Origin of the sequence: Clostridium sp. DFI.5.61 (genome assembly GCF_024462915.1) — a bacterium.
Classification (GTDB): domain Bacteria; phylum Bacillota; class Clostridia; order Oscillospirales; family Oscillospiraceae; genus Lawsonibacter; species Lawsonibacter asaccharolyticus.
The window spans coordinates 1-20,901 of sequence record NZ_JANGBZ010000055.1 but is presented as its reverse complement, the minus strand read 5'-3'; the positions used below and the strand labels follow the sequence as shown (position 1 = coordinate 20,901).

Annotated in this window: 11 protein-coding genes and 1 pseudogene; 11 read left to right on the top strand and 1 reads right to left on the bottom strand. The window is 59.1% G+C overall.

Annotated elements, in window-relative coordinates:
- Positions 1–316 precede the first annotated feature (316 nt).
- The 4 genes from NE584_RS16200 (at position 317) to NE584_RS16185 (ending at position 6,253) form a co-directional block, all read left to right on the top strand.
- Positions 317–1,036: a hypothetical protein gene (locus NE584_RS16200; RefSeq protein ID WP_050622632.1), complete on the top strand. Its 720-nt coding sequence runs from the start codon at positions 317–319 to the stop codon at positions 1,034–1,036.
- Positions 1,037–1,168: 132 nt separating this feature from the next.
- A complete protein-coding gene (gene trkA, locus NE584_RS16195; RefSeq protein WP_050622633.1) occupies positions 1,169–2,566 on the top strand; it encodes a Trk system potassium transporter TrkA in 1,398 nt (465 codons plus the stop codon).
- Entirely contained in the window at positions 2,563–3,999 is a 1,437-nt protein-coding gene (locus NE584_RS16190) for a TrkH family potassium uptake protein (protein ID WP_050622634.1), read from the top strand. The genes trkA and NE584_RS16190 overlap by 4 nt, the downstream gene beginning before the upstream one ends.
- Before the next feature lie 172 nt (positions 4,000–4,171).
- The gene (locus NE584_RS16185) at positions 4,172–6,253 is read left to right on the top strand and encodes a sodium-translocating pyrophosphatase (RefSeq protein ID WP_256183258.1); all 2,082 of its coding nucleotides are present in this window, start codon (positions 4,172–4,174) and stop codon (positions 6,251–6,253) included.
- A gap of 99 nt (positions 6,254–6,352) precedes the next feature.
- On the opposite strand, the gene NE584_RS16180 is transcribed toward NE584_RS16185, so the two are convergent.
- A complete protein-coding gene (locus NE584_RS16180; RefSeq protein WP_256183257.1) occupies positions 6,353–7,714 on the bottom strand; it encodes an MATE family efflux transporter in 1,362 nt (453 codons plus the stop codon).
- A 241-nt stretch (positions 7,715–7,955) separates the two neighbouring features.
- Here NE584_RS16180 and NE584_RS16175 point away from each other — a divergent pair, with 241 nt between their 5' ends.
- The 7 genes and pseudogenes from NE584_RS16175 to NE584_RS16145 form a co-directional block, all read left to right on the top strand.
- Positions 7,956–8,798, top strand: a complete 843-nt coding sequence (locus NE584_RS16175; RefSeq protein WP_256183256.1) for a tyrosine-type recombinase/integrase — start codon at positions 7,956–7,958, stop codon at positions 8,796–8,798.
- A 351-nt stretch (positions 8,799–9,149) separates the two neighbouring features.
- Positions 9,150–9,974: a site-specific integrase gene (locus tag NE584_RS16170; protein WP_256183255.1), complete on the top strand. Its 825-nt coding sequence runs from the start codon at positions 9,150–9,152 to the stop codon at positions 9,972–9,974.
- A 65-nt stretch (positions 9,975–10,039) separates the two neighbouring features.
- Complete coding sequence (locus tag NE584_RS16165) at positions 10,040–16,480, top strand: S-layer homology domain-containing protein (protein ID WP_256183254.1); 6,441 nt, start codon at positions 10,040–10,042, stop codon at positions 16,478–16,480.
- Between the two features lie 833 nt (positions 16,481–17,313).
- Complete coding sequence (locus NE584_RS16160) at positions 17,314–17,532, top strand: excisionase family DNA-binding protein (RefSeq protein WP_077138669.1); 219 nt, start codon at positions 17,314–17,316, stop codon at positions 17,530–17,532.
- 411 nt (positions 17,533–17,943) lie between these two features.
- Positions 17,944–20,316 (top strand): phage/plasmid primase, P4 family, encoded by a 2,373-nt coding sequence (locus NE584_RS16155; protein WP_256183253.1) that lies wholly within the window; start codon positions 17,944–17,946, stop codon positions 20,314–20,316.
- 128 nt (positions 20,317–20,444) lie between these two features.
- Positions 20,445–20,633 carry a hypothetical protein gene (locus NE584_RS16150; protein ID WP_050622673.1) on the top strand — a complete coding sequence of 63 codons (189 nt, stop codon included), beginning with the start codon at positions 20,445–20,447 and terminating at the stop codon, positions 20,631–20,633.
- 48 nt (positions 20,634–20,681) lie between these two features.
- Positions 20,682–20,901, top strand: a pseudogene (locus NE584_RS16145) (hypothetical protein); the annotation flags it as partial.

The following is a 20,901-nucleotide window of genomic DNA, read 5'->3' as shown; positions in this document are numbered from 1 at the left end:
CCCGCCGCCCCCCCCCGCCCCCCCGCCCCCCCCCCCCCCGCCCCCCCCCGCCCCCCCCCCAGTCGTTTTTATTTTAAATCGCGAATTTTATCTTCCATTTTATTCTTTTTTATTTTTATTTTTCCATTTTTTCTTTGCGTTTTTTCGGAAAGCGCGGCTTTCAGACAGGCCATGCTTGACGTCTTATCAATTTTGTACTACAATAGCTTCCCAGAATCTATTTTGAATTTGCAGTTTATCCTATTCTTCCCCGTCCGAAAGATACTCGAGCGGGGATAGAGGGGATCTCATATGCTTTTCATTCTGCCGCAAGGAGATGAGTTTTATCAAACGCGTTGCCATTATAACTGGCTTCTTAGCCCTCTTCCTCGGATTTTTTGTGGGCACCCTGTGCCCCGCCCAGTACCTTCCCTGGAAAGAGCGGGAGACGGCCATGACCCCGTCTGTGGTCAACTCCATTATTGTCTCCGCAGGGTCTGCCTCCGCTTCCGGCAGCAGCTCTGCAAATACCTTGCCAGCGTTCAATTCCAGCGACAACTTTCCCCTGCTCAGCTCTGCCTGTGCAGTGGTCCGCGCCATTCAGGAGCGGGATTATGATACTCTGGCCGCTTTCGTCCACCCGGAGGAGGGCGTTACCTTTACGCCCTATTCCACTGTTGACCGGGACAGCGACCTCCGCTTCACTGCCGCTCAGGTCCGGCAGTTCTCCACTGATCAGACGGTGTACACCTGGGGCGTGTCCGACGGCTTGGGCAGCCTGATCGAGCTGACTCCAGCCGAATATTTCTCCACCTATGTGTTCAATACCGACTACACCCAGGCCCCTGAGATCGGAGTGGACCGTATTCTGCAGAGCGGCAACGCTTTGGAAAATTTGACCGAGGCATACCCCGGCTGCCGTTTCGTTGAGTTTCATTTTCCCGGCCTGGATCCCGCCAACGCCGGGCTGGACTGGTGTTCCCTGAAGCTGGTCTTCTCCCCTTCCGACTCCTGCTGGCAGCTGGTAGGCATCATCCACAGTCAGTGGACGATCTAGTCCCTTTTAAAACGCGCCCTCTCCAGCTCCGGTTCGGTCGAGGGCGCATTTTTCTTTGCTTGGGCCCGGATACGGCGGGGCCTCATATTCTTTTGCTTTTTGCCGTAAATCTTTTCCAGGATGTGCTGCGTTTTGGATATCATCATCGTTGGCAATGGAAAAATGGGCTTCAGCCTGGCCGACCAGCTCGCCAGTGAGGACCACAGCATCACCATCGTGGACACCCATGAGGCCGCCCTGCGCCGTGCCTCTGACACGCTGGATGTGATGTCCGTCAAGGGAAATGGTGTCTCTGCCGCCGTCCTTCGAGAAGCTGGGGCAGAGCACGCCGATCTGTTGATCGCTGCCACCAGCACCGATGAGGTCAACATGGTCTGCTGCCTCACAGCCAAAAAAATGGGCACCAGCTACACCATCGCCCGGATCCGGAACCAGGAGTACACCTCTGGCCTGGCGGAGCTGAAGCGGGACCTGGGCATCGACATGGTCATCAATCCGGAGAATGCCACCGCTGTGGAGATCTCCCGGCTGCTGCGCTTCCCCTCCGCCGCCAATATCGAGACCTTCTGTCGGGGCCGGGTGGAGCTGATGGGCTTCCGCCTGATGGAGGAAGACTTTCTGGTGGGCAATCCACTCCAGGACCTGTCCAGCCAGGTCAAAAAGCTCTCCCTCCTGTTCTGCGCCGTAGACCGGGACGGCGAGGTCATCATCCCCAACGGCTCCTTTGTCCCCCAGGCAGGGGATAATCTCTACCTCATCGGCCGTCCCACCGGCCTGGATCAGTTCTTCCGCCTTCTGGGCCGCTACACCCCCAAGGTGCGGCGGGTCTTTCTCGTGGGCGGCGGCAAGATCTCTCTGTATCTGGCCATCCTGCTGGAGAAGATGCAGATGCAGGTCAAGATCGTGGAACTCAGCGAGGCCCGCTGCCGTTTTCTCAGTGAACTGCTCCCCCATTCCACTATCATCTGCGGCGACGGCACCGATCAGGAGCTTCTGGACTCAGAGAACCTCTCCTCCTGTGATGCCTTCGTGGCTCTCACCGACCGGGATGAAGACAACCTCATCATCTCCCTGTACGCCGCCCAACTGGGCCTTTCCAAAGTCATCACCAAATCCAACCGGCAGAACTACAACCGTATCGCCCAGGCCGTTGGTCTGGACAGCATCATCTCCCCCAAGCAGCTGGCCACCTCCCACATTCTCCAGGTGGTCCGGGGGATGCAGAACTCCCAGGGCAGCGTGATGAACGCTCTGTACCGCATCGCGGATGGGGCCGCCGAGGCCATGGAGTTTACCGTTACCGCCTCCACCCGCCATCTGGGCACGCCCCTGCGGGACCTGTCCCTGAAGCCCGGTATTCTGGTGGCCGTGGTGGCCCGGGGAGGCGAGATCATTATCCCGGAAGGCTCCACGTCCATCCAAGAGGGGGACTCTGTCATCCTCATCTCCCGAGACAGGCGTCTTCAGGATCTCAACGACATCTATGACGAGGGCGAGCACACCTTCTCTGCCCCGGGGGGCATGTCATGAATCTGAAATTGGTATCCCGGCTGGTGGGCCGCGTCCTGCTGGTCGAGGCATTCTTCATGCTCCTGCCGCTGGCGGTCGCCCTGCTGTACCAGGAGGACCCCGCCCCCTTCCTGTTGACCATCCTGCTGATGGCCATTCTGGGACTGGCCCTGTCCGCTGTACCCGCCACCCGGCATTTCTACGCCCGGGAGGGCTTCTTTGCCGTGGGCCTGATCTGGCTGGTCACCGGCGTGATGGGGGCGCTCCCTTTCTACTTCTCCGGCACCTTCCCCTCCTTTGTGGACTGCCTGTTTGAGTCGGTGTCCGGCTTCACTACCACCGGTGCCACCATCCTCACTGACATCGAGGCCCAGCCCCGTGGCATCCTCTTCTGGAGGGCATTCACCCACTGGATGGGCGGCATGGGCGTGCTGGTGCTGCTCACCGCTCTGCTCCCCTCCCTGGGCATCCGTTCTCACTACCTCACCCAAGCGGAAACCCCGGGCCCGGTCTTTTCCAAGCTGGTCCCCAAGCAGTCCCAGACCTCCAAGATCCTCTACGGGATCTACTGCGCCATGACACTGGCCGAGGTCGCCCTGCTGAAGCTGGCCGGCATGCCTCTGTACGACTCCTTTATCCACGCCTTCTCCACGGCGGGCACCGGCGGCTTCTCCAACCGCAATGCCAGTGTAGGCGCCTATGGCGACCCCGTGCTGGAGATGATCATCGCCGTCTTCGCCCTGCTGTTCTCCATCAATTTCGCCATGTACTTCCTGTTGCTGTGCCGCCGCTTCCGGGAAGTGCTTCAGAGCGATGAGCTGCGCTTTTTCCTGGTGGTGGTGGGCCTGTCCACCGCCGTCATCGCCTTCAACATCCGGCACCTGTACCAGGGGCCTCTCCAGTGCCTGCGCTATGCCTTTTTTCAGGTCTCCTCCATCATCTCCACCACCGGCTTCGCCACGGCAGACTTCTGCCTGTGGCCTCAGTTCTCTCAAATTATCTTTATCCTGCTGATGCTGTGCGGCGCCTGTGCCGGTTCCACCGGCGGCGGCATCAAATGCTCCCGCATCCTGCTGGCTGGCCGGGCCATCCGCCGGGAGGTCCACCGCATCATCCACCCCCGCTCTGTGGAGATCGTGAAGCTGGACGGCAAGCCGGTGGACGAGTCCACGCTCGCCTCCGTGCTCCTTTTTATCTCCTGTTATGCCATGATCACCCTGGGTGCCTCCCTGGTGGTCGCCCTGAACGATTTTCCCTTTACCGAGACCCTTACCTCCGTCATCACCTGCATCAGCAACACAGGCCCGGGACTGGGCGCGGTGGGACCGGCCGGCAATTTCTCCGCTTTCTCCCCCTTGAGCAAGCTGGTCCTCTCCCTGTGCATGATCATCGGCCGCCTGGAGATCTTCCCAATTTTAGTCATGTTCAGCCGCAGCACCTGGCGCCGGGTCTAGGCAGATCTCTGCGTTTTTTCTCCATTCCTGCGGTTTGTTTTTTACTTAACGATAAATTTTCTATTGCAAAGCCCGTCTAGTATGGTACAATATGACCATAACAGCGGTTGCATGGAAGGGCCTCCGCTCTGGCGGGGGCCCTTTTTCCAAGCGCGAAGGAGTGTGTTGAATGATGGACAATCTGTTCTGGATCGGTTTCGTGGGCGCGGCCATTGCCATTGCGTTTGCCTGGCTCCAAAGCCGCAGGGTCATGACCTTCTCCGAAGGCAGTGACAAAATGGCCAAGATCGCCGCCTCCATTCGGGAGGGGGCCAACGCCTATCTGAAGCACCAGTACACCACTGTGGCGAAGGTCTTTCTGGTGGTCTTCCTCGTCCTGCTGGTGATGGCCTTTGCCACCGGGGGAGAGATGCTCTCCCAGTTCACCCCCTTCGCCTTTCTCACCGGAGGTATCTGGTCCATGCTGGCCGGCTTCGTGGGCATGAAAATTGCCACCAGCTCCAACGCCCGCACCGCTCAGGCCGCCAGCGAGAGTCTGAACAAGGGCCTGCGGGTGGCCTTCTCCTCCGGCTCTGTCATGGGTTTCACTGTGGTGGGTCTGGGCATGCTGGACATCTCCATCTGGTTCGTCATCCTCCGCTTCGTGGCCGGCATCGACGACCCCCTCACCCTGGGGAACATCATGGTGATGAACGGCATGGGCGCCTCCTTCATGGCCCTGTTCGCCCGGGTGGGCGGGGGCATCTACACCAAGGCAGCCGACGTGGGCGCCGATCTGGTGGGCAAGGTGGAGGCTGGCATCCCGGAGGATGACCCCCGCAACCCCGCCACCATCGCGGACAACGTGGGCGACAACGTGGGCGATGTGGCCGGCATGGGTGCCGACCTGTACGAGTCCTATGTGGGCTCTATCCTGGCCACCTTCTCCCTGGGCGCCATCGCCGGGTACGGCTGGGCGGGCATGATCCTGCCCATGATGCTGGCCGTCTGCGGCATCGTCTGCTCCATCATCGGCTCTTTCTTCGTCAAGACCAAGGAGGATGCCACCCAGAAGTCCCTGCTCACCTCCCTCCGCACCGGAACTTATCTGGCTGCGGCCCTCTCCGCCGTGGCCGCCGCCCCCCTGACCTATCTCATGCTGGGGAACTGGGGGGTCTACATCGCCATCCTCTGCGGGCTGGTGGGCGGCTGCACCATCGGCTATTTCACCGAGTATTACACCTCTGACACCTACAAGCCCACCCAGCAGCTGGCCGACGCCTCTGAGACCGGCTCCGCCACCATCATCATCGGCGGCATCTCCCTGGGGTTGAAGTCCACCATGGCCTCCATCCTCATCGTGGCCGCGGCGGTCATCGTCAGCTTCTACGCCGCCGGCGGCAGCCAGTCCTTCAACCTGGGCCTGTACGGCATCGGCATCGCCGCAGTGGGAATGCTCTCCACTCTGGGCATCACCCTGGCCACCGATGCCTACGGTCCCGTGGCTGACAACGCCGGAGGCATCGCCGAGATGTCCGGCCTGCCTGAGGCCGTTCGGGAGCGCACCGACGCTCTGGACTCCTTGGGCAACACCACTGCAGCCACCGGCAAGGGCTTCGCCATCGGCTCCGCCTCCCTCACCGCCCTGGCCCTGCTGGTGTCCTATGTGAGCATCGTCCAGGAGAAGACCCCGGAGACCCTGGACCTGTCCCTCACCAATCCCTTGATGCTGGTGGGGCTGTTCATCGGCGCCATGCTCACCTTCGTCTTCTCCGCCTACACCATGAGCGCGGTGCAGACCGCCGCCCAGTCCATCGTGCTGGAGGTCCGCCGCCAGTTCCGGGAGATCGCCGGCATCATGGAGTACAAGGCAGACCCCGACTACGCCTCCTGCGTGGCCCTGTGCACCAAGGGCGCTCTGCGGGAGATGGTGAAGCCCGCCCTGCTGGCCATCATCGTCCCCATCCTCACCGGCCTGATCCTGGGCCCCGTCGGTGTGGCGGGCCTGCTGGGCGGCGTCTCCGTCACCGGCTTTGCCATGGCCGTGTTCATGTCCAACGCCGGCGGTGCCTGGGACAACGCCAAGAAGTACATCGAATCCGGCCATCACGGGGGCAAGGGCTCCGAGTGCCACAAGGCCGCCGTGGTGGGAGACACCGTGGGCGATCCCTTCAAGGACACCTCCGGCCCCTCCCTGAACATCCTCATCAAGCTGTGTTCCACCGTGTCCATCGTTTTCTCCGGTCTCATCGTGGCCTTCCATCTGCTGGGTTAAACCCCAACGCAAAAACAGTCCGTAATTCTTCTGAGAAGAATTACGGACTGTTTTTATTTTCAGAAAAAAGCGGGGCGATCCTCTGGACTCCCACCCTGCTCAGGCGGCCTCCCGTTCTCCTGCTGGAGGGGCGATCTCCTTATGATACACATGTCTCAGGAACACCGTACACAGGACTACCGCCACCAGCTCCGCGATGGGGAAGGCCCACCAGACCCAGTCCAGCCCGCCGACCCTGGAGAGCAGGAAAGCCACTGGAAGCAGTACGAAAAGCTGCCGGACAACAGAGACCACCAGACTGAGCACGCCGTGCCCCAGTGCCTGGAATACGGCAGTGGCCACGATACAGTAGCCTGCAAACAAAAAGCTGTAAGAAATGATACGCAGTGCCGGCACTCCGATGCGCAGCAGATCGCCGGAGGCACTCTCCCCGGACTGGAAGAGCCGCAGCAGCGCAGGGGAGGCAAACTGGAAGATGAGCAGCCCCACCAGCATGATGCCCACTGCGTAGCAGACGCTGAGCTTGATGGTCTTCATGATCCGGGCGGGCTTCCGCGCGCCGTAGTTATAGGCCACGATGGGCACCATCCCGTTGTTCAATCCGAAGACGGGCATGAAGATGAAGGACTGGAGCTTGAAGTACACGCCAAAGACGGCGGTGGCCGTCTGGGTGAAGGCGATCAGGATCTGGTTCATCCCAAAGACCATCACCGAGCCGATGGACTGCATGACGATGGAGGGAATGCCCACGCTGTAAATACCTCCGATGATGGTGCGGCTGGGCCGGAAGCCCCGCACCGACAGATGGAGGTCCGGATTCTTCTTTAAATTGAAGAACAGGCCCAGGATCGCCGCCACGATCTGTCCGGTAACAGTAGCCAGCGCCGCTCCGGCCACCTCCATCCTGGGGAAGCCGAACAGGCCGAAGATCATGATGGGGTCCAGGATGATGTTGATGATGGCGCCGGTGGCCTGGGTGAACATGGTATAGAGTGTACGGCCGGTGGCCTGGAGGGTCCGCTCCAGTGTGATCTGGAAGAACACGCCGAAAGAGCACACACAGCAGATCATCATGTAGCTCTCGCCGTAGTCCACGATCCGCTGGATGTCCGTCTGGATGGTGAAGTACAGGCGGGAACAGGTCAGGCCGATGACTGCGAACACCAGAAAACTGAGGGCACTGAGGAACAGTCCATTCATCGCGGTGCGGTCCGCCTTGGCCTGGTTGCCCTCGCCCAGGCTCTTGGACAGCAGGGCGTTGATGCCCACACCGGTGCCCACCGCCACGGCGATCATCAGATTCTGCACCGGAAAGGCCAGCGACACGGCGTTCAGCGCGTCCTCGCTCAGCTGTGCCACAAAGACGCTGTCCACCACATTGTAAAGCGCCTGGACCAGCATGGATATGACAATGGGGATCGCCATGGTCAGCAGCAGCCGGTTTTCCGGCATGACCCCCATTTTGTTTTCCTGCGCCTGGTTTTCTGTACTCAACCCGACTGCCTCCTTTATGATCCGATTCGAGTGTTTTCGTCCAAATGCGAAACATATTTATTATATAGATGCATCCCCCGCTTGTCAAGATTTCCATTCTCTGTTTTGCTGCGGCCGCACAAGGAAGATGTTTTTGCAGTGCAGACAGCAATAATCCTCCTCTGTCAAGGTAAACTAAGGAAAGACCTTTAGACACAGGAGGAATCATATGGAACCACGGAAGATCACAGAGGAGACGCTGGCGGCCTTTGCCCGACAGCTGGGAGAGGAGGAGCGCAGCCCCGCCACCCTGGAAAAATACCTGCGGGAGGTCCGCCAGTTCGCCGCCTTCCTGGGCGGCCGTGAGGTGACCCGGGAGCTGGCCGCCGCCTGGAGGGAGGAGCTGGCCGCCCGCCAGTCCCCCGCCACGGTCAACGGCAAGCTGACTGCCCTGGACCGCCTGCTGGCTTTTCTGGGCTGGGAGGACTGCCGGGTGAAGCACCTGCGGGTGCAGCGGCAGCTGTTCCGGGACTCCGCCCGGGAGCTCAGCCGGGAGGAGTACGCCCGGCTGGTGGAGACGGCCCGCCGCCTGGGGCGGGGTCAGCTGTCCCTGCTGATGGAGACCATCTGTGCCACCGGCATCCGGGTCAGCGAGGTGCGCTATATCACGGCGGAGGCAGTGCGGGAGGGCCGGACGGAGATCGCCCTGAAGGGGAAGATCCGCACCATCCTTCTGCCGGGGAAGCTGTGCCGGAAGCTGGAGAAGTACGCCCGGCAAAAAAAAATCACCTCCGGCGAGCTGTTCCTCACCAGAAGCGGCAGGCCCATGTCCCGGAAGCAGATCTGGGCAGAGATGAAGGGGGTGTGCCGGGCGGCCGGGGTCGCTCCGTCCAAGGTCTTTCCCCACAACCTGCGCCACCTGTTTGCCCGGTGTTTCTACCGGGTGAGCCGGGATGTGGCAAAGCTGGCTGACGTGCTGGGCCACTCCAGCATCGAGACCACCCGCATCTACCTCATCTCCACCGGCGCCGAGCATGCCCGGACCCTGGATCAGCTGCGGCTGATCTCCTAGCTTATGACAAAATCGTTCTTCTGTCATTAAAATTGCTCCAAAATTTCAAAATACATAATTGGAGTAGTTTATATTTTACCATTTTCTGAAATAGAAATCAATCTTTTTTCCGGATTCAGGCATGACAAATCAGGCCAAAAAACATTTTTTCTTTTTGGCCTGATTTGTCGTGCCTTTTTTCAGAAAATCCTGATGTTTTAGACACTTTTTTCTTCTGCCTGGAAAGGAGGAAACTGTCAACGCCGCTCTATCCCGCATATTTTTGATGACGGAAGAACGATTCTGTCTATAAATGGGAGGGGGTCGTATGGGGTAACGAAAGAGAGCCGCATCTCCCAAGGGGAGAACGCATTGCAGGAGCCCCAGACACAGGGGATCACGGTCACCCGGGAGCAGATCGGCTCCTATCTGTCCAGCCTGGGGGAACGAGGGCGGAACCCCAGCACAGTATCCTCCTACCGAAAGAAGCTGGAGCTGCTGTATGCCGCCCTGCCCGGCGGCCGCATCGGCCGGGGCACCCTGCGCCAGTGGCGGGAGCAGCTGCTGGACCAGGGATACTCCCCCAGCACGGTCAACACCAGCGTGTCCGCGGCCAACAGCTTCCTGGAGTGGCTGGGCTGTAGGGAGTTCCAGCTGACGGGGCGGCTCTCCTGCGGCAGGGATGCCCAGCTCGAGCTGACCCGGAGCGAATACCTGCGCCTGCTGTCCACCGCCCGGGCTCTGAGACAGGAGCGGGTCTATCTGCTGATCAAGCTGTTCACCTCCACCGGATTGCCGGTCCACGAGCTGGAACAGGTGACAGTGGAGGCGGCGGGCGAGGGGGTCCTGCTCCTCCCGGGGGAGGCGATGCCCCAGCGCCTGCCCGACTGCCTCCGGAGGGAGCTGCTGGACTACGCCCGGAGGCGGGGGATCTCCTCCGGCCCCATCTTTGTCACCCGCACCGGCCGCCCCTGCGGCCGGGCCGGGGTCTCTGTCAGCATCCGCCGGCTCTGCCGGGATGCCCAGGTCCCCCCGGAAAAGGGCAACCCGCGCTGCCTGCGGAAGCTGTATTACACCACCCGAGCGGAGATCGAGGCCACTGTGGCCCAGCTGGTGGAGCAGACCCATGAGCGCCTGCTGGAGGCGGAACAGGCCGCCGTCGGCTGGGGCGGCTGTCAGGAGGTGAGGGGCGCCTGAACACACCGCCCGCCCTGGGCGGGCTGACTACACTCTGTTCGAGATGAGAAAAGGAGAAATGCGACATGCGAAAACTGAGAAAGCCGCTGAGCTGGCTGCTGGCGGTCTGTATGCTGTTCAGCCTGCTGCCCGGCACGGCCCTGGCGGCGGACCCGGACCCGGCTCCGGTCGCGGACACGACCACCTACACCGACTGGGAGGACCTGTTCGGTGTGGGCGGAAGCGCCTACCTGACCACCAAGGACATCGGACGCATCTGGACGGACAAGTCCGTGTCCACCCAGGATATCACATTGCCCGGCCCCGTTATAACGGGGCTGACGAACAACACGGTGGAGAAAGAGGCTGTCGCCGACTTTCTGGTGGCCCTGTCCGGCCTGGGCTCGGCGGCCACCATTGTGGACAGGGTCAGCGTGCCCATCGACACCGTGCTGATCCTGGATATGTCGCCAAAAATGGGAGACCCGGATGCAAAAGCGGAAGCCATGCTGACCGCGACAGAATCCGCTATCCGCACCCTGATGGCCGCAAATCCCAACAACCGGGTCGCGGTGATCGGATATTCCGATTACGCCTCTGTGCTGCTGCCTCTGGATCACTATCAGAACGGGGCGCAAGCTGACTATTTTAATTATAATCCCAACACCATAGGAACTGGCGGCAAAGTAACCGCTTATGGGATCAACAGCAGTACAAATCCCGTTGAAAATACATTTGATATCGATCGGCAGAGTTCCGGCACCGATAAATACACCCAGTCCGGTATTTATCTGGGCGCACAGCAGCTTCTCAATGCCGGCACCACCGTTAGGGTGGGCGGGGCCCAGGTCGACCGGGCGCCCCAGATCATCCTGCTCTCTGAGGGCGAGCCGAAGGACGGCGATACCAACATCACCGCTCCCCCAACAACTAACAGTAATAATATCCAAAAATTTGTAGTTGGAGATGGTGCGGGCAGTGATGAATCCCGCCACGCCCAGTCCTTCGCCATGATGATGACCGCTGCCTATGTAAAGGGACAGGTCGCCGATCACTACGCCCACGACGGGGCATTTATTACCATCGGCGTAAATCCGGGCAGCGCAGACGCCCCCAACCTGGCCCGTCTCTGCCTGAACCCCAAGGGGGAGCTCTCCTCCAATACGCACGCCAATGATTTTAATAATTATTTCAACGAGTATAAAACAAACACCAGCGTTGATATCATGAGATATGGCGGAGGTGCAAGTCGTACTGACCGCGTTACATTTAATAACTTCCCGGCCTCCGTCACCAGCCTCGCCTACAACGACGCGTACTACGAGGTAACAGATGTCGACAACGCAGAGGCATGGAAAGAGATCTTTGATGAGATCGCAAACGACATTGCCACTCAGGCGCCCACCTCCCCCACTGAGACCCCTGAGGGCGCACCGGGCACCGGCGGGGAGAGCGGCTTCATCACCTTTACCGATGAGCTGGGCCCCTATATGAAGGTGGTGGGCGCTCCCACCGTGCTCTATGGAGACCACGCGGTCAAGGCCACAACAAGCGACAACGGCGCTACTTACACTTTTACCGGCACCGTGGAGGGCAACGAGATCTATGGAGCGGCCGACCTGTCTGATCTGGAGCTGACCGTCACACCAGGCGGGGACACCCAGACCCTCACCTGGAAGGTCCCGGCCAGCCTGATCCCCCTGCGCACCGTCACCGCCGAGAGCGCCACCAACGCCCTGGGTGAGACCACCCACACCATCCAGCAGAACCAGGAGGCCTACCCCATCCGCCTGTTCTACTCGGTGGACTGGGATGAGACCGTCACATTCGATCAGGACGACAATGACTACCTGATCGCCCACTCCAAAGACGGCACCACCAGCTTCTACAGCAACGCCTGGGATGCCGCCGCCAAGGATGACGCTCAGTACGGCACCGCCACCGCCGTCTTTACCCCCGCTGCCTCCAACGCCTTCTACCACTACACCGAGGACACCCCCCTGTATGTGCTGGTGGACAATGTTGCAGGCGGCAGCCAGAAGCTGCTGACGCACCAGGAGGCCCTGGAACACCTGCTCCAGTCCACTGTTATTCCCGAGCGAGGGACCGTTGTGATCGATGGAACGACCTATAATATCGTGCGCGCTCAGGAGGCGCATAAAGGCCAAGGCGCCGCCTTCTTCTATGAGCACCGGTATTATCAGGCGCAAGACACAGGGGACACGGGCGAGCTTGATGCCGACCTGCTCACCGACTACCATCTGGTGCTCAACCCCAGGGCGCTCCAAGGTCATGTAGTGGATGACGCCGGCGGCCTGTCTATCAAAGAAGGCTCCGCCAAGCTGAGCCGGGTGTCCGACGGCAACGCCGCCAAGACCGGCAACACGACCGGCACCGCTGTCCACTACCGCCATCCGGTCTATAATGTGGACGACACCAAAGTCACCGTCCATCTGGGCAACAACGGCCTGCGCACCGAAAAGACCCCCACCGGGACGCTGACGGTGAAGGTAAATACGACCACTGGCAGCAGTGCTCCCAGTTCTGAGCCCACATTCACCTACACGCTGGAGCTTTACAACGTGTCGCCGGAGGGAACTGTAAATGGGAAGCTGGATACCCAGAAGGCCCCTGTCACAGTCAAGATCGGGGATGGCTCAGAGACTCCGCTGAACTCCGATGGGACCTTCCAGCTCCAGCCCGGCCAGACCGCGACCGTTTCCGGTATCCCAGCGGGAACCGCCTATCAGCTGACTGAGACGGCAATTGCGGGCTACGAAGATACTTACCAAAATTCTTATCCCGGATATACAACCACCCCACAGGGCCGGGTCGTGTATGACTCGACTGGCGATATAGCCGCGTCTGTTACCGTCAGCCACGCTTATGACCCCTCTCAGCGAAGCTTTACCCTCACTTACAACGGCAACGCAGTTCAAGGCAGTGTGACCAATGTCCCGTCTGCCCAGCCCAACATCACAGGCGGCACTCAGGTAACCCTGGCCGGCGGCCCCACACACAGCGCCGTGGGCAGCGTCGCAGTGGCCTTCATCGGCTGGACGGATGCAACTAACAAGACCACTACGATCCTGTCCGCCAACGATACCGCCCCCACCACCGTGCTCAGCCCCTACACTGTCAACGCCGACACCACCCTGTATGCCGCCTGGGGCTACGACACCGACGGTGACGGCAATCCCGACGTTACAGAGGACAAGCGCACCGTGACCTATAACGCCAACGGCGGCACGTTCGGCAGTGATGAGACCAAAACCGAGACGGTCCCGGCGCAGGACCGCTACAGGCTGAACACCACCGCCGAGTTCAAGCCCACCCATGCGAATGATAACAGTACAAAGGTGGCCTTTGTGGGCTGGTCTCTGACCGATAATGACACCATTTACGGCCTGAATGACAACTATGATCCCAGCATCCTCGCCGCCACGGTGGATGTCTCTTCGGAGGATAAGACCGTCTACGCCGTATGGGGCTATGACACCAACGGCGACGGCAAACCCGACGTGCAGGATGAGTCCTATACCATCACCGCTTCCGCCGGGGCCAACGGCTCCATCACGCCCCCGACCCGCTATGTGATCGCCGGGACGGATGCCGAATTTACCATCACTCCCGATACAAACTACGCCCTGGACACCGTCACCATTGTGAAGCAGGATGTCGGTGGTTCCACAGTGGAAACTAAGACCTACCCCAACGACGGGGAGCACAACATCCCCGGCTATACCAGCGGAACCCTCACCTTGAGTGATGTCCGGTCCGACTACGCCATCACCGTCACCTTTGCTAGTGATAATGACGGAGACGGCACTCCGGACAAATATGACCGCACCCTGACCTATGACGCCAACGGCGGATATTTCGGCAGTGAGGGCACGACCGAAAAGACGGAGACCGGCCTGAACGACGGGGACAGACACACTCTGAAATCCACAGACGAGTATCAGCCCACCCACGCCGGGCAGGATAACCATCAGGTGCTGTTCATCGGCTGGACAACAGATACTTCCGCACAGAATGAAGTCTATGAGCGCGGCGATGCTCTGCCCCAAACCTCCACGCGCCTGACCATCAGCGGCGATATGACGGTCTACGCAGTGTGGGGCCTGGACGGGGACGATGACGGCAAGCCGGATGTCACCGAAGATGACCACCACATCACCGCCACCGCCGGGGACAACGGCTCCATCAATCCCAAAGAAGCCTATGTGTCCGATGGAGGAAGCGTCACCTTCACCATCGCCCCCGCCAGCGGCTACGCCGTGGACACCATTACCATTGATGCGGACGAAGCAGGTGAACAGGTCCTCACCAATAACGGCGGCTCCCTCCCCACTGGTGTGGCCGAAAAGTGGGCCTCCTACACCTTCTCCAATGTGACGGAGGATCACACGATTTCTGTCACCTTCGGTCTGGACGAGGACGACAACGGTGTGCCTGACGCCAACGAGCCGGAGGCCGCCTATACCCTGACCTACCACGCCAACGGCGGCGCGTTCGACGATGGAAAAGACACCCTTGAGGTCAAGGATCTCTCTGGAACATATCAGCTGAGGGATAAAGCGCCCACCCATGATCCAGTCGATTTGGACGGTACATCTGTCCCCGTCCTCTTCATCGGCTGGATGACTGAGGGCGACCACGAAACCATTTACAGCGTCGAGGACACCGCCCCCGACACCGTGACCTCTGTCGCTATGGATGAGGACAAGGCGGTCTGGGCCGCCTGGGGCTATGACGAGGACGGCAACGGCGAGCCCGATGTCACTGAGACCCAGTACACCGTCACCGCCCGCGTGGAGGGCGAGGGCGGCTCCATTGATCCGACCAGCAAGACCGTAAACGCCGGAGAGGACGTGGAGTTCACCATCGACGCCAAGGACGGCTATGCCCTGGACACCATCCAGGTGAACAGTAAAACTGAGTACACCAACGACGATATAACCGCTCCTTTTGAGGGCACCTGGACGCTGGAAAATGTTCAGGAAGCGGCCGAAGTTGTGGTCACCTTCGGCGAGGACGAGAATGACAACGGCGTGCCCGACGACAAGGAGGAGCCGGAGGAGGAGCAGTACACCGTCACCGCCTCCTCGGACAACGAGGAGCAGGGCTCCATCGATCCCACCGAGGCGACCGTAGACGCCGGAGATGATCTGCCCTTCACCATCCACGCCGAGGACGGCTGTGCCCTGGACTACATCACCGTCAACGGCGATGTGGTCTACTCCAACAACGACCCGGAGAACGCCTTTACCGGCAGCTGGACCCTGGAGGATATCCGGGAGGACAGCGAAGTGGTGGCCTACTTCGGTGCAGATGAGGACGAAGACGGCGTGCCCGACGAGCCCTCCTACTGGACCATCGAAGCCTCCGCCGGAAGCGGCGGCGGCATCGACCCGGAGGGGGATGTGTTCGTCCCGGACGGCGGGGACCAGCGCTTTGACTTTGACCCCGACCGCGGCTATGAGATCGACCGTGTCCGGGTGGACGGAGACAGTGAGCGTGTCCGCAGCTCCTACACCTTTGAGGAGGTGACGGAGAACCACACCATCCGCGTCACCTTTACGGAGACCGACGAGGGCGGTGACGATGATGACGACGACGATGACGACGGCGGCATCACCTATCTGACCATCACCGCCACGGCCGGCGAGGGCGGCTCCATCAGCCCGGACGGCCGGGTGCAGGTGGCCTATGACCGGAACAAGAGCTTCATCATCCAGGCGGACGAGGGCTATGAGCTGGCGGACGTGCTGGTGGACGGCAGGAGCGTGGGAGCCGTGGGCCGCTACACCTTCGAGAAGGTGCATAAGAACCACACCATCACCGCTGTCTTTACCGCCAGCCAGAAGCTGAACGGCGTGGACCGCTGGCTGAATACCCGGGACCACATCGCCTACCTCAGCGGCTATCCCGACGGCACCTTCGGCCCTGACCGGAACATGACCCGGGCCGAGGTGGCTCAGATGTTCTACGCCCTTCTGAATGACCAGAATGTGCCCGCCACGGTCTCCTTCTCCGATGTGCCCGACGGCGCCTGGTACGCTGACGCGGTGGAGACGCTGGCCTCCCTGGGCATGTTCACCGGCTATCCTGACGGCACCTTCCACCCCAACAGCACCATCACCCGGGCTGAGTTCGCGGCGGCGGCCCTCTCCTTCGCCGATATGGCTCCCAGTGCCCGGTGCAGCTTCCCCGATGTGTCCGCGCAGGACTGGTTCTACCCCTACGTGGCCAGCGCCGCAGAGTACGGCTGGATCGGCGGCTACCCCGACGGCACCTTCCGCCCCAGCGGCTCCATCACCCGGGCCGAGGTGGCCGTGATCGTCAACCACATGCTGGGCCGGACCCCGGACCAGAGCTTCGTGGACCGCAGCCTGGACCGGCTGGTCAGTTTCTCTGACCTGAACAGCAGCCACTGGGCCTTCTACCCCATCATGGAGGCTTCAAACAGCCACGGCCACATCAAGGCCGGCGGCTCCGAGCAGTGGACCGGCATCAACAACTGATCCCGGCTTCCCTCTGTCCTATAGAAAAAGGGCCCGTGGGCACGACAAGTCGTGCTCACGGGCCTTCGTTTTTCTATACTTTTTTCTTGTCGTCCGTGCTTTCTGCCATCTCAATGCAGTTCTACTGATAAACTCCCGTGCCGATGGACAAACCGCAGCTGCAAATTCAGGCCATTTTCAGGTATCCACCACTCTAAATATCTATGCCTATCCAAGGCAGCGGCCAGTCAGGCGGTAGGGGACTTCTTGATCTCACGACTAAAAGAAAGATGCGCAATCATGCCCAAGACGCCTTTTACAGAAATAGTAAAACCCCGAAAGTCTTGCACTCAAAGGACTTTCGGGGTTTTCTGGTGGTGCGGCTGACGGGAGTCGAATGGGCATTTTTTCTTTTTATGATTTTCTATTATATATCACAATCCCTTGTGTCCCAACGGATACAAGGGATTTATTTATTTTCCCAGCTCTCCTTTTTCGATAGCTTTTCATAAAAACAACGGACAAATAACGGACAAAAAGTAGCCACAAAAACCGGACCACCCTCCCCTTGTTTTTATTTGTAGAAAATTGAGAAAATATTAGAAATTTATCAAGGAAATTCATTTTTATACTTCTGTTTAAAATAATTATTCACGCAAGAAATTGCGCTGTGATTTTGGGGGTCTTAGGGAATAGCTGGCTATTGCTAATCATCGTTTTTTATACATGTCGATACACAAGATACATTATAAAATAAGAATACACCACAACATATTGCTTAGTATTTTAAAACATGCTACTATATGTCACAGGAACACAAACTAGTGTTCGATTCAAGAAAGGATGTGAAGTAAATGAGAATGAGAACCATTGAGCAAGCTGCCGATTATGTGCGGGAACATGATCCGGGCACAGCACTAACCAGAACCGCAATTAGAAGAAAAGTAATCGCAGGAGAAATTCCCTCTACTAGATGCGGAAAGAAGTATCTGTTGGACCTGGACAGATTAGAGGAATTTCTGTTTACGCCTCCTCCCTTCCACAGTGCCGAGATTCGGCCCATTAGGGGGTGAAGACGTGGATCAGCGAAACAGAAAGAGTGCCCGCCCTGCTGGTGGCACAGCAGAACGGGCGGAGGAAACGGGGTCGGCTTCGCGGGCGGACACCACTTCCAAAAACTATTGTACATCAGACCAGGACCGGACGCAAGCGGGATATATTTCTCAATTTCTACTTCCTGGGGCGGGACAAGGTCTCCATCTTCGGGATCTGGTAAGGATTACCCAGCGTTCAGAACGGGATGTAAGAAAGCAGATCCACATAGAGCGCCGGAGGCATATCCCGATCCTCAGCAACAACCTGGACGGATACTACCTCCCATCTAGCAAGGAAGAAAAGGACCGCTGCGTAGATTCGCTTCGCCGTAGAGCGGCGGAGATTCTGGAAGCCGCTGATGCAATCGAGAAAGCAGAGTGGTAGGCAGAATGGTTGAATATAAAAATTTACCTCCCGCCCTGCTCCGAGACGGTCTATTTTGCGTGTGGAAATATGAGAATCGGGAGGGAAAGCCCACAAAGGTTCCCTATAATCCCCGCACCGGCGGCAGAGCGCAGAGCACCAACCCGGCCACCTTTGCCCCGCTGGATACGGCGCTGGCAGTGCTGGGCCAGTATGATGGGCTGGGCGTTGGCATCTTCGGGCATGTGGGCGCGATCGACATTGACCACTGCATTGACGACTGCATTGACGACAACGGTGAACTGTCCCCGCTGGCCTTTGATGTGATGGACACCATAAAAGGCTATACGGAGTATTCCCCCAGCGGTCACGGCCTGCGGATTTTGTTCAAGGCTGCTGGTTTTCAGTATGACAAGGCCCGGTATTACATCAACAACCAAAAGCTGGGATTAGAGATCTACATAGCGGGATGCACCAACAAGTTTGTCACCGTGACCGGCAACGCCCTGACCCCTGGCCTTGAGATTGAGGAACATGGGGAACAACTGGCCGCTGTGCTGGAGAAGTATATGGTACGGACCAAAACGAAGAAAACCACACCAGCCTCCGCTTCTTGTGGACCGGTCGAGCTGGATGACGTGGCATTGATTGAAAAAGCCAAGAAGGGGCGCAACGGGGAGCAGTTTGCCGCCCTGTGGGCGGGGGATACCTCCTCCTATCAGAGCCAGAGCGAGGCGGATATGGCCCTTTGCAACTGGCTGGCGTGGTGGACCAACAAGGACGCCGCCCGGATGGATCGGCTTTTCCGCTCCTCCGGCCTGATGCGTGAGAAATGGGACCGGCGGCAGAGCGGGTCCACTTACGGAGCGATCACCATTCAGGAAGCTATTGCTTCTTGCTCCGGTGGATATGACCCACAGGCCCATTCCAGACGCAAGGCGGAGAAGATCACCACCGACACCACAAATGGACCGGTAAAGCTGGCGGACCTGCGCCCGGACAAAAATTCCCGCTATGGGTGGAGCGATATCGGCAATGGAAACCTGTTCGCGGATTGGTACAAGAACAAGGCCCGGTATGTGCCGGAGCGCAAGCGGTGGTATATCTACAACGGAAAGGTGTGGGAGCCGGACAGTGGCAATCTGAGGGCTATGGAGCTATGCAAGGACCTTGCGGACGCCCTGGCGGTCTATGCGCTGTCCATCCAGGACGAAAAGCAGAGGGTCGCCTATCAAGCCCATGTGGGGAAGTGGCAGCGGCGCACCAACCGGGAGACCATCTTGAAAGATGCGGCCAGTGTTCACCCGGTAAGCATGACAGAGTTTGACCAAGACCTCCATCTGTTCAACTGCAAAAATGGGACCCTGGACCTGAACACACGGGAATTTAGACCACACTCCCCATCTGATCTGCTGGCAACGGTCTCCAGCGTGAAGTATGATCCGGAGGCAAAAAGCGAGCTGTGGGAGCGGTTTATCAACGACATCATGCAGGGGGACCACGATACCGCCGCATATCTGCAAAAGGCTATGGGCTACGGCCTGACCGGCGACACTTCGGAGGAGTGCTTCTTTACCCTCTACGGAGCCACCACCCGCAACGGCAAAGGGACACTTATGGAGACCTATATGACCCTTGTAGGCGGATATGGCCGGGCGGCACGGCCTGAGACCATCACTCAAAAGGACAAGGCCAACAGCAACGCTCCCACAGAGGATATCGCACGGCTGGCGGGAGCCCGTGTGGTCAACATCTCTGAGCCGGGCAAACAGATGGTCCTATCTGCCAGTCTGGTTAAGACCCTGACGGGCCGGGACACCATCAACGCCCGCTTTCTCAATGAAAATTCTTTTGAGTTTGTTCCGCAATTCAAGCTGTTCATCAACACCAACCACTTGCCGAAGGTGACGGACCCCACTGTATTTGATTCCGGGCGTGTGAAGGTGATCCCGTTCAACCGGCATTTCTCTGAAGAAGAGCAGGACAAGAGCTTGAAACACAAGTTGCGTCAGGCTGAAAATATGAGCGGTATTCTCAACTGGTGCCTGGATGGACTTTGGATGATGCGGGAAACTGGCCTTGAGGCTCCGCCCGCCGTCCGGGAGGCTACGGCCCAATACCGGCGGGACAGCGATAAGATAGCCCGCTTTGTGGATGAGATGATGGAGCCAGACCCACACGGGGGGATCAGGACCGAGGAGGCATACCAAGCCTATCAAGGGTGGTGCGAGCGCAACGGGCACCGAGCCGAAAGTATGTCCAACTGGAAGCAGGCTATGGAGGCCCACGCTGAAATCAAGCGCAAAAGGCCAGCGGGAGCACCGCACTCTGCGTCAAAGATGGCCTTTGTTTTAGGGATGAAATGGAGGGCGGGTCCGGGTGGGTCTGGCATTTTATAGTCCCTTCTATGCGAGAGAAAATTTTATACCCCTCGGAAAACCCGGCCCCACCCGGACCCCATTTTGCAAACCCTTGCGCCGCAACGGATTGCCGGTGTGGGCAAAAACGAAGAAAAGGAGCTGTAATCGTGAAAGATATAATTTGTCCCCTGGATGGTAAGCCCTGCGAAAAGGATTGCCCGGACCGCTACATAGATCATCCCGGTGGCGGCTGTTTCCTGACCACGGCCCAGGAATTGGGGGCGAAGATCATTGACCTGGGCGGCGGTGATGTTGGGATGATGTTCACTCCAAATGGGAAGAAGGTGAAAATATGACGGACAACCAGGCTTTAGCAATCGTAAAGCAGTTGGAGCGGATTGCGGATGCTCTGGAGGAAATCCTTTCTATGTGGGGTGATCCCAACGGGTAGAAAATCCCAGCGCAAAGGCGCAGATGGGGAGAGGGAACTTGCCGCCCTGCTCCGTGAGTATGGCTATCCCGTCGAGCGGGGCGGCTCCCTGTCCTTTGGGGAGGTGCCGGATTTAACCGGCCTCCCCGGCGTCCATATCGAGTGCAAGCGGGCGGAGCAGCTGCGGCCTTATT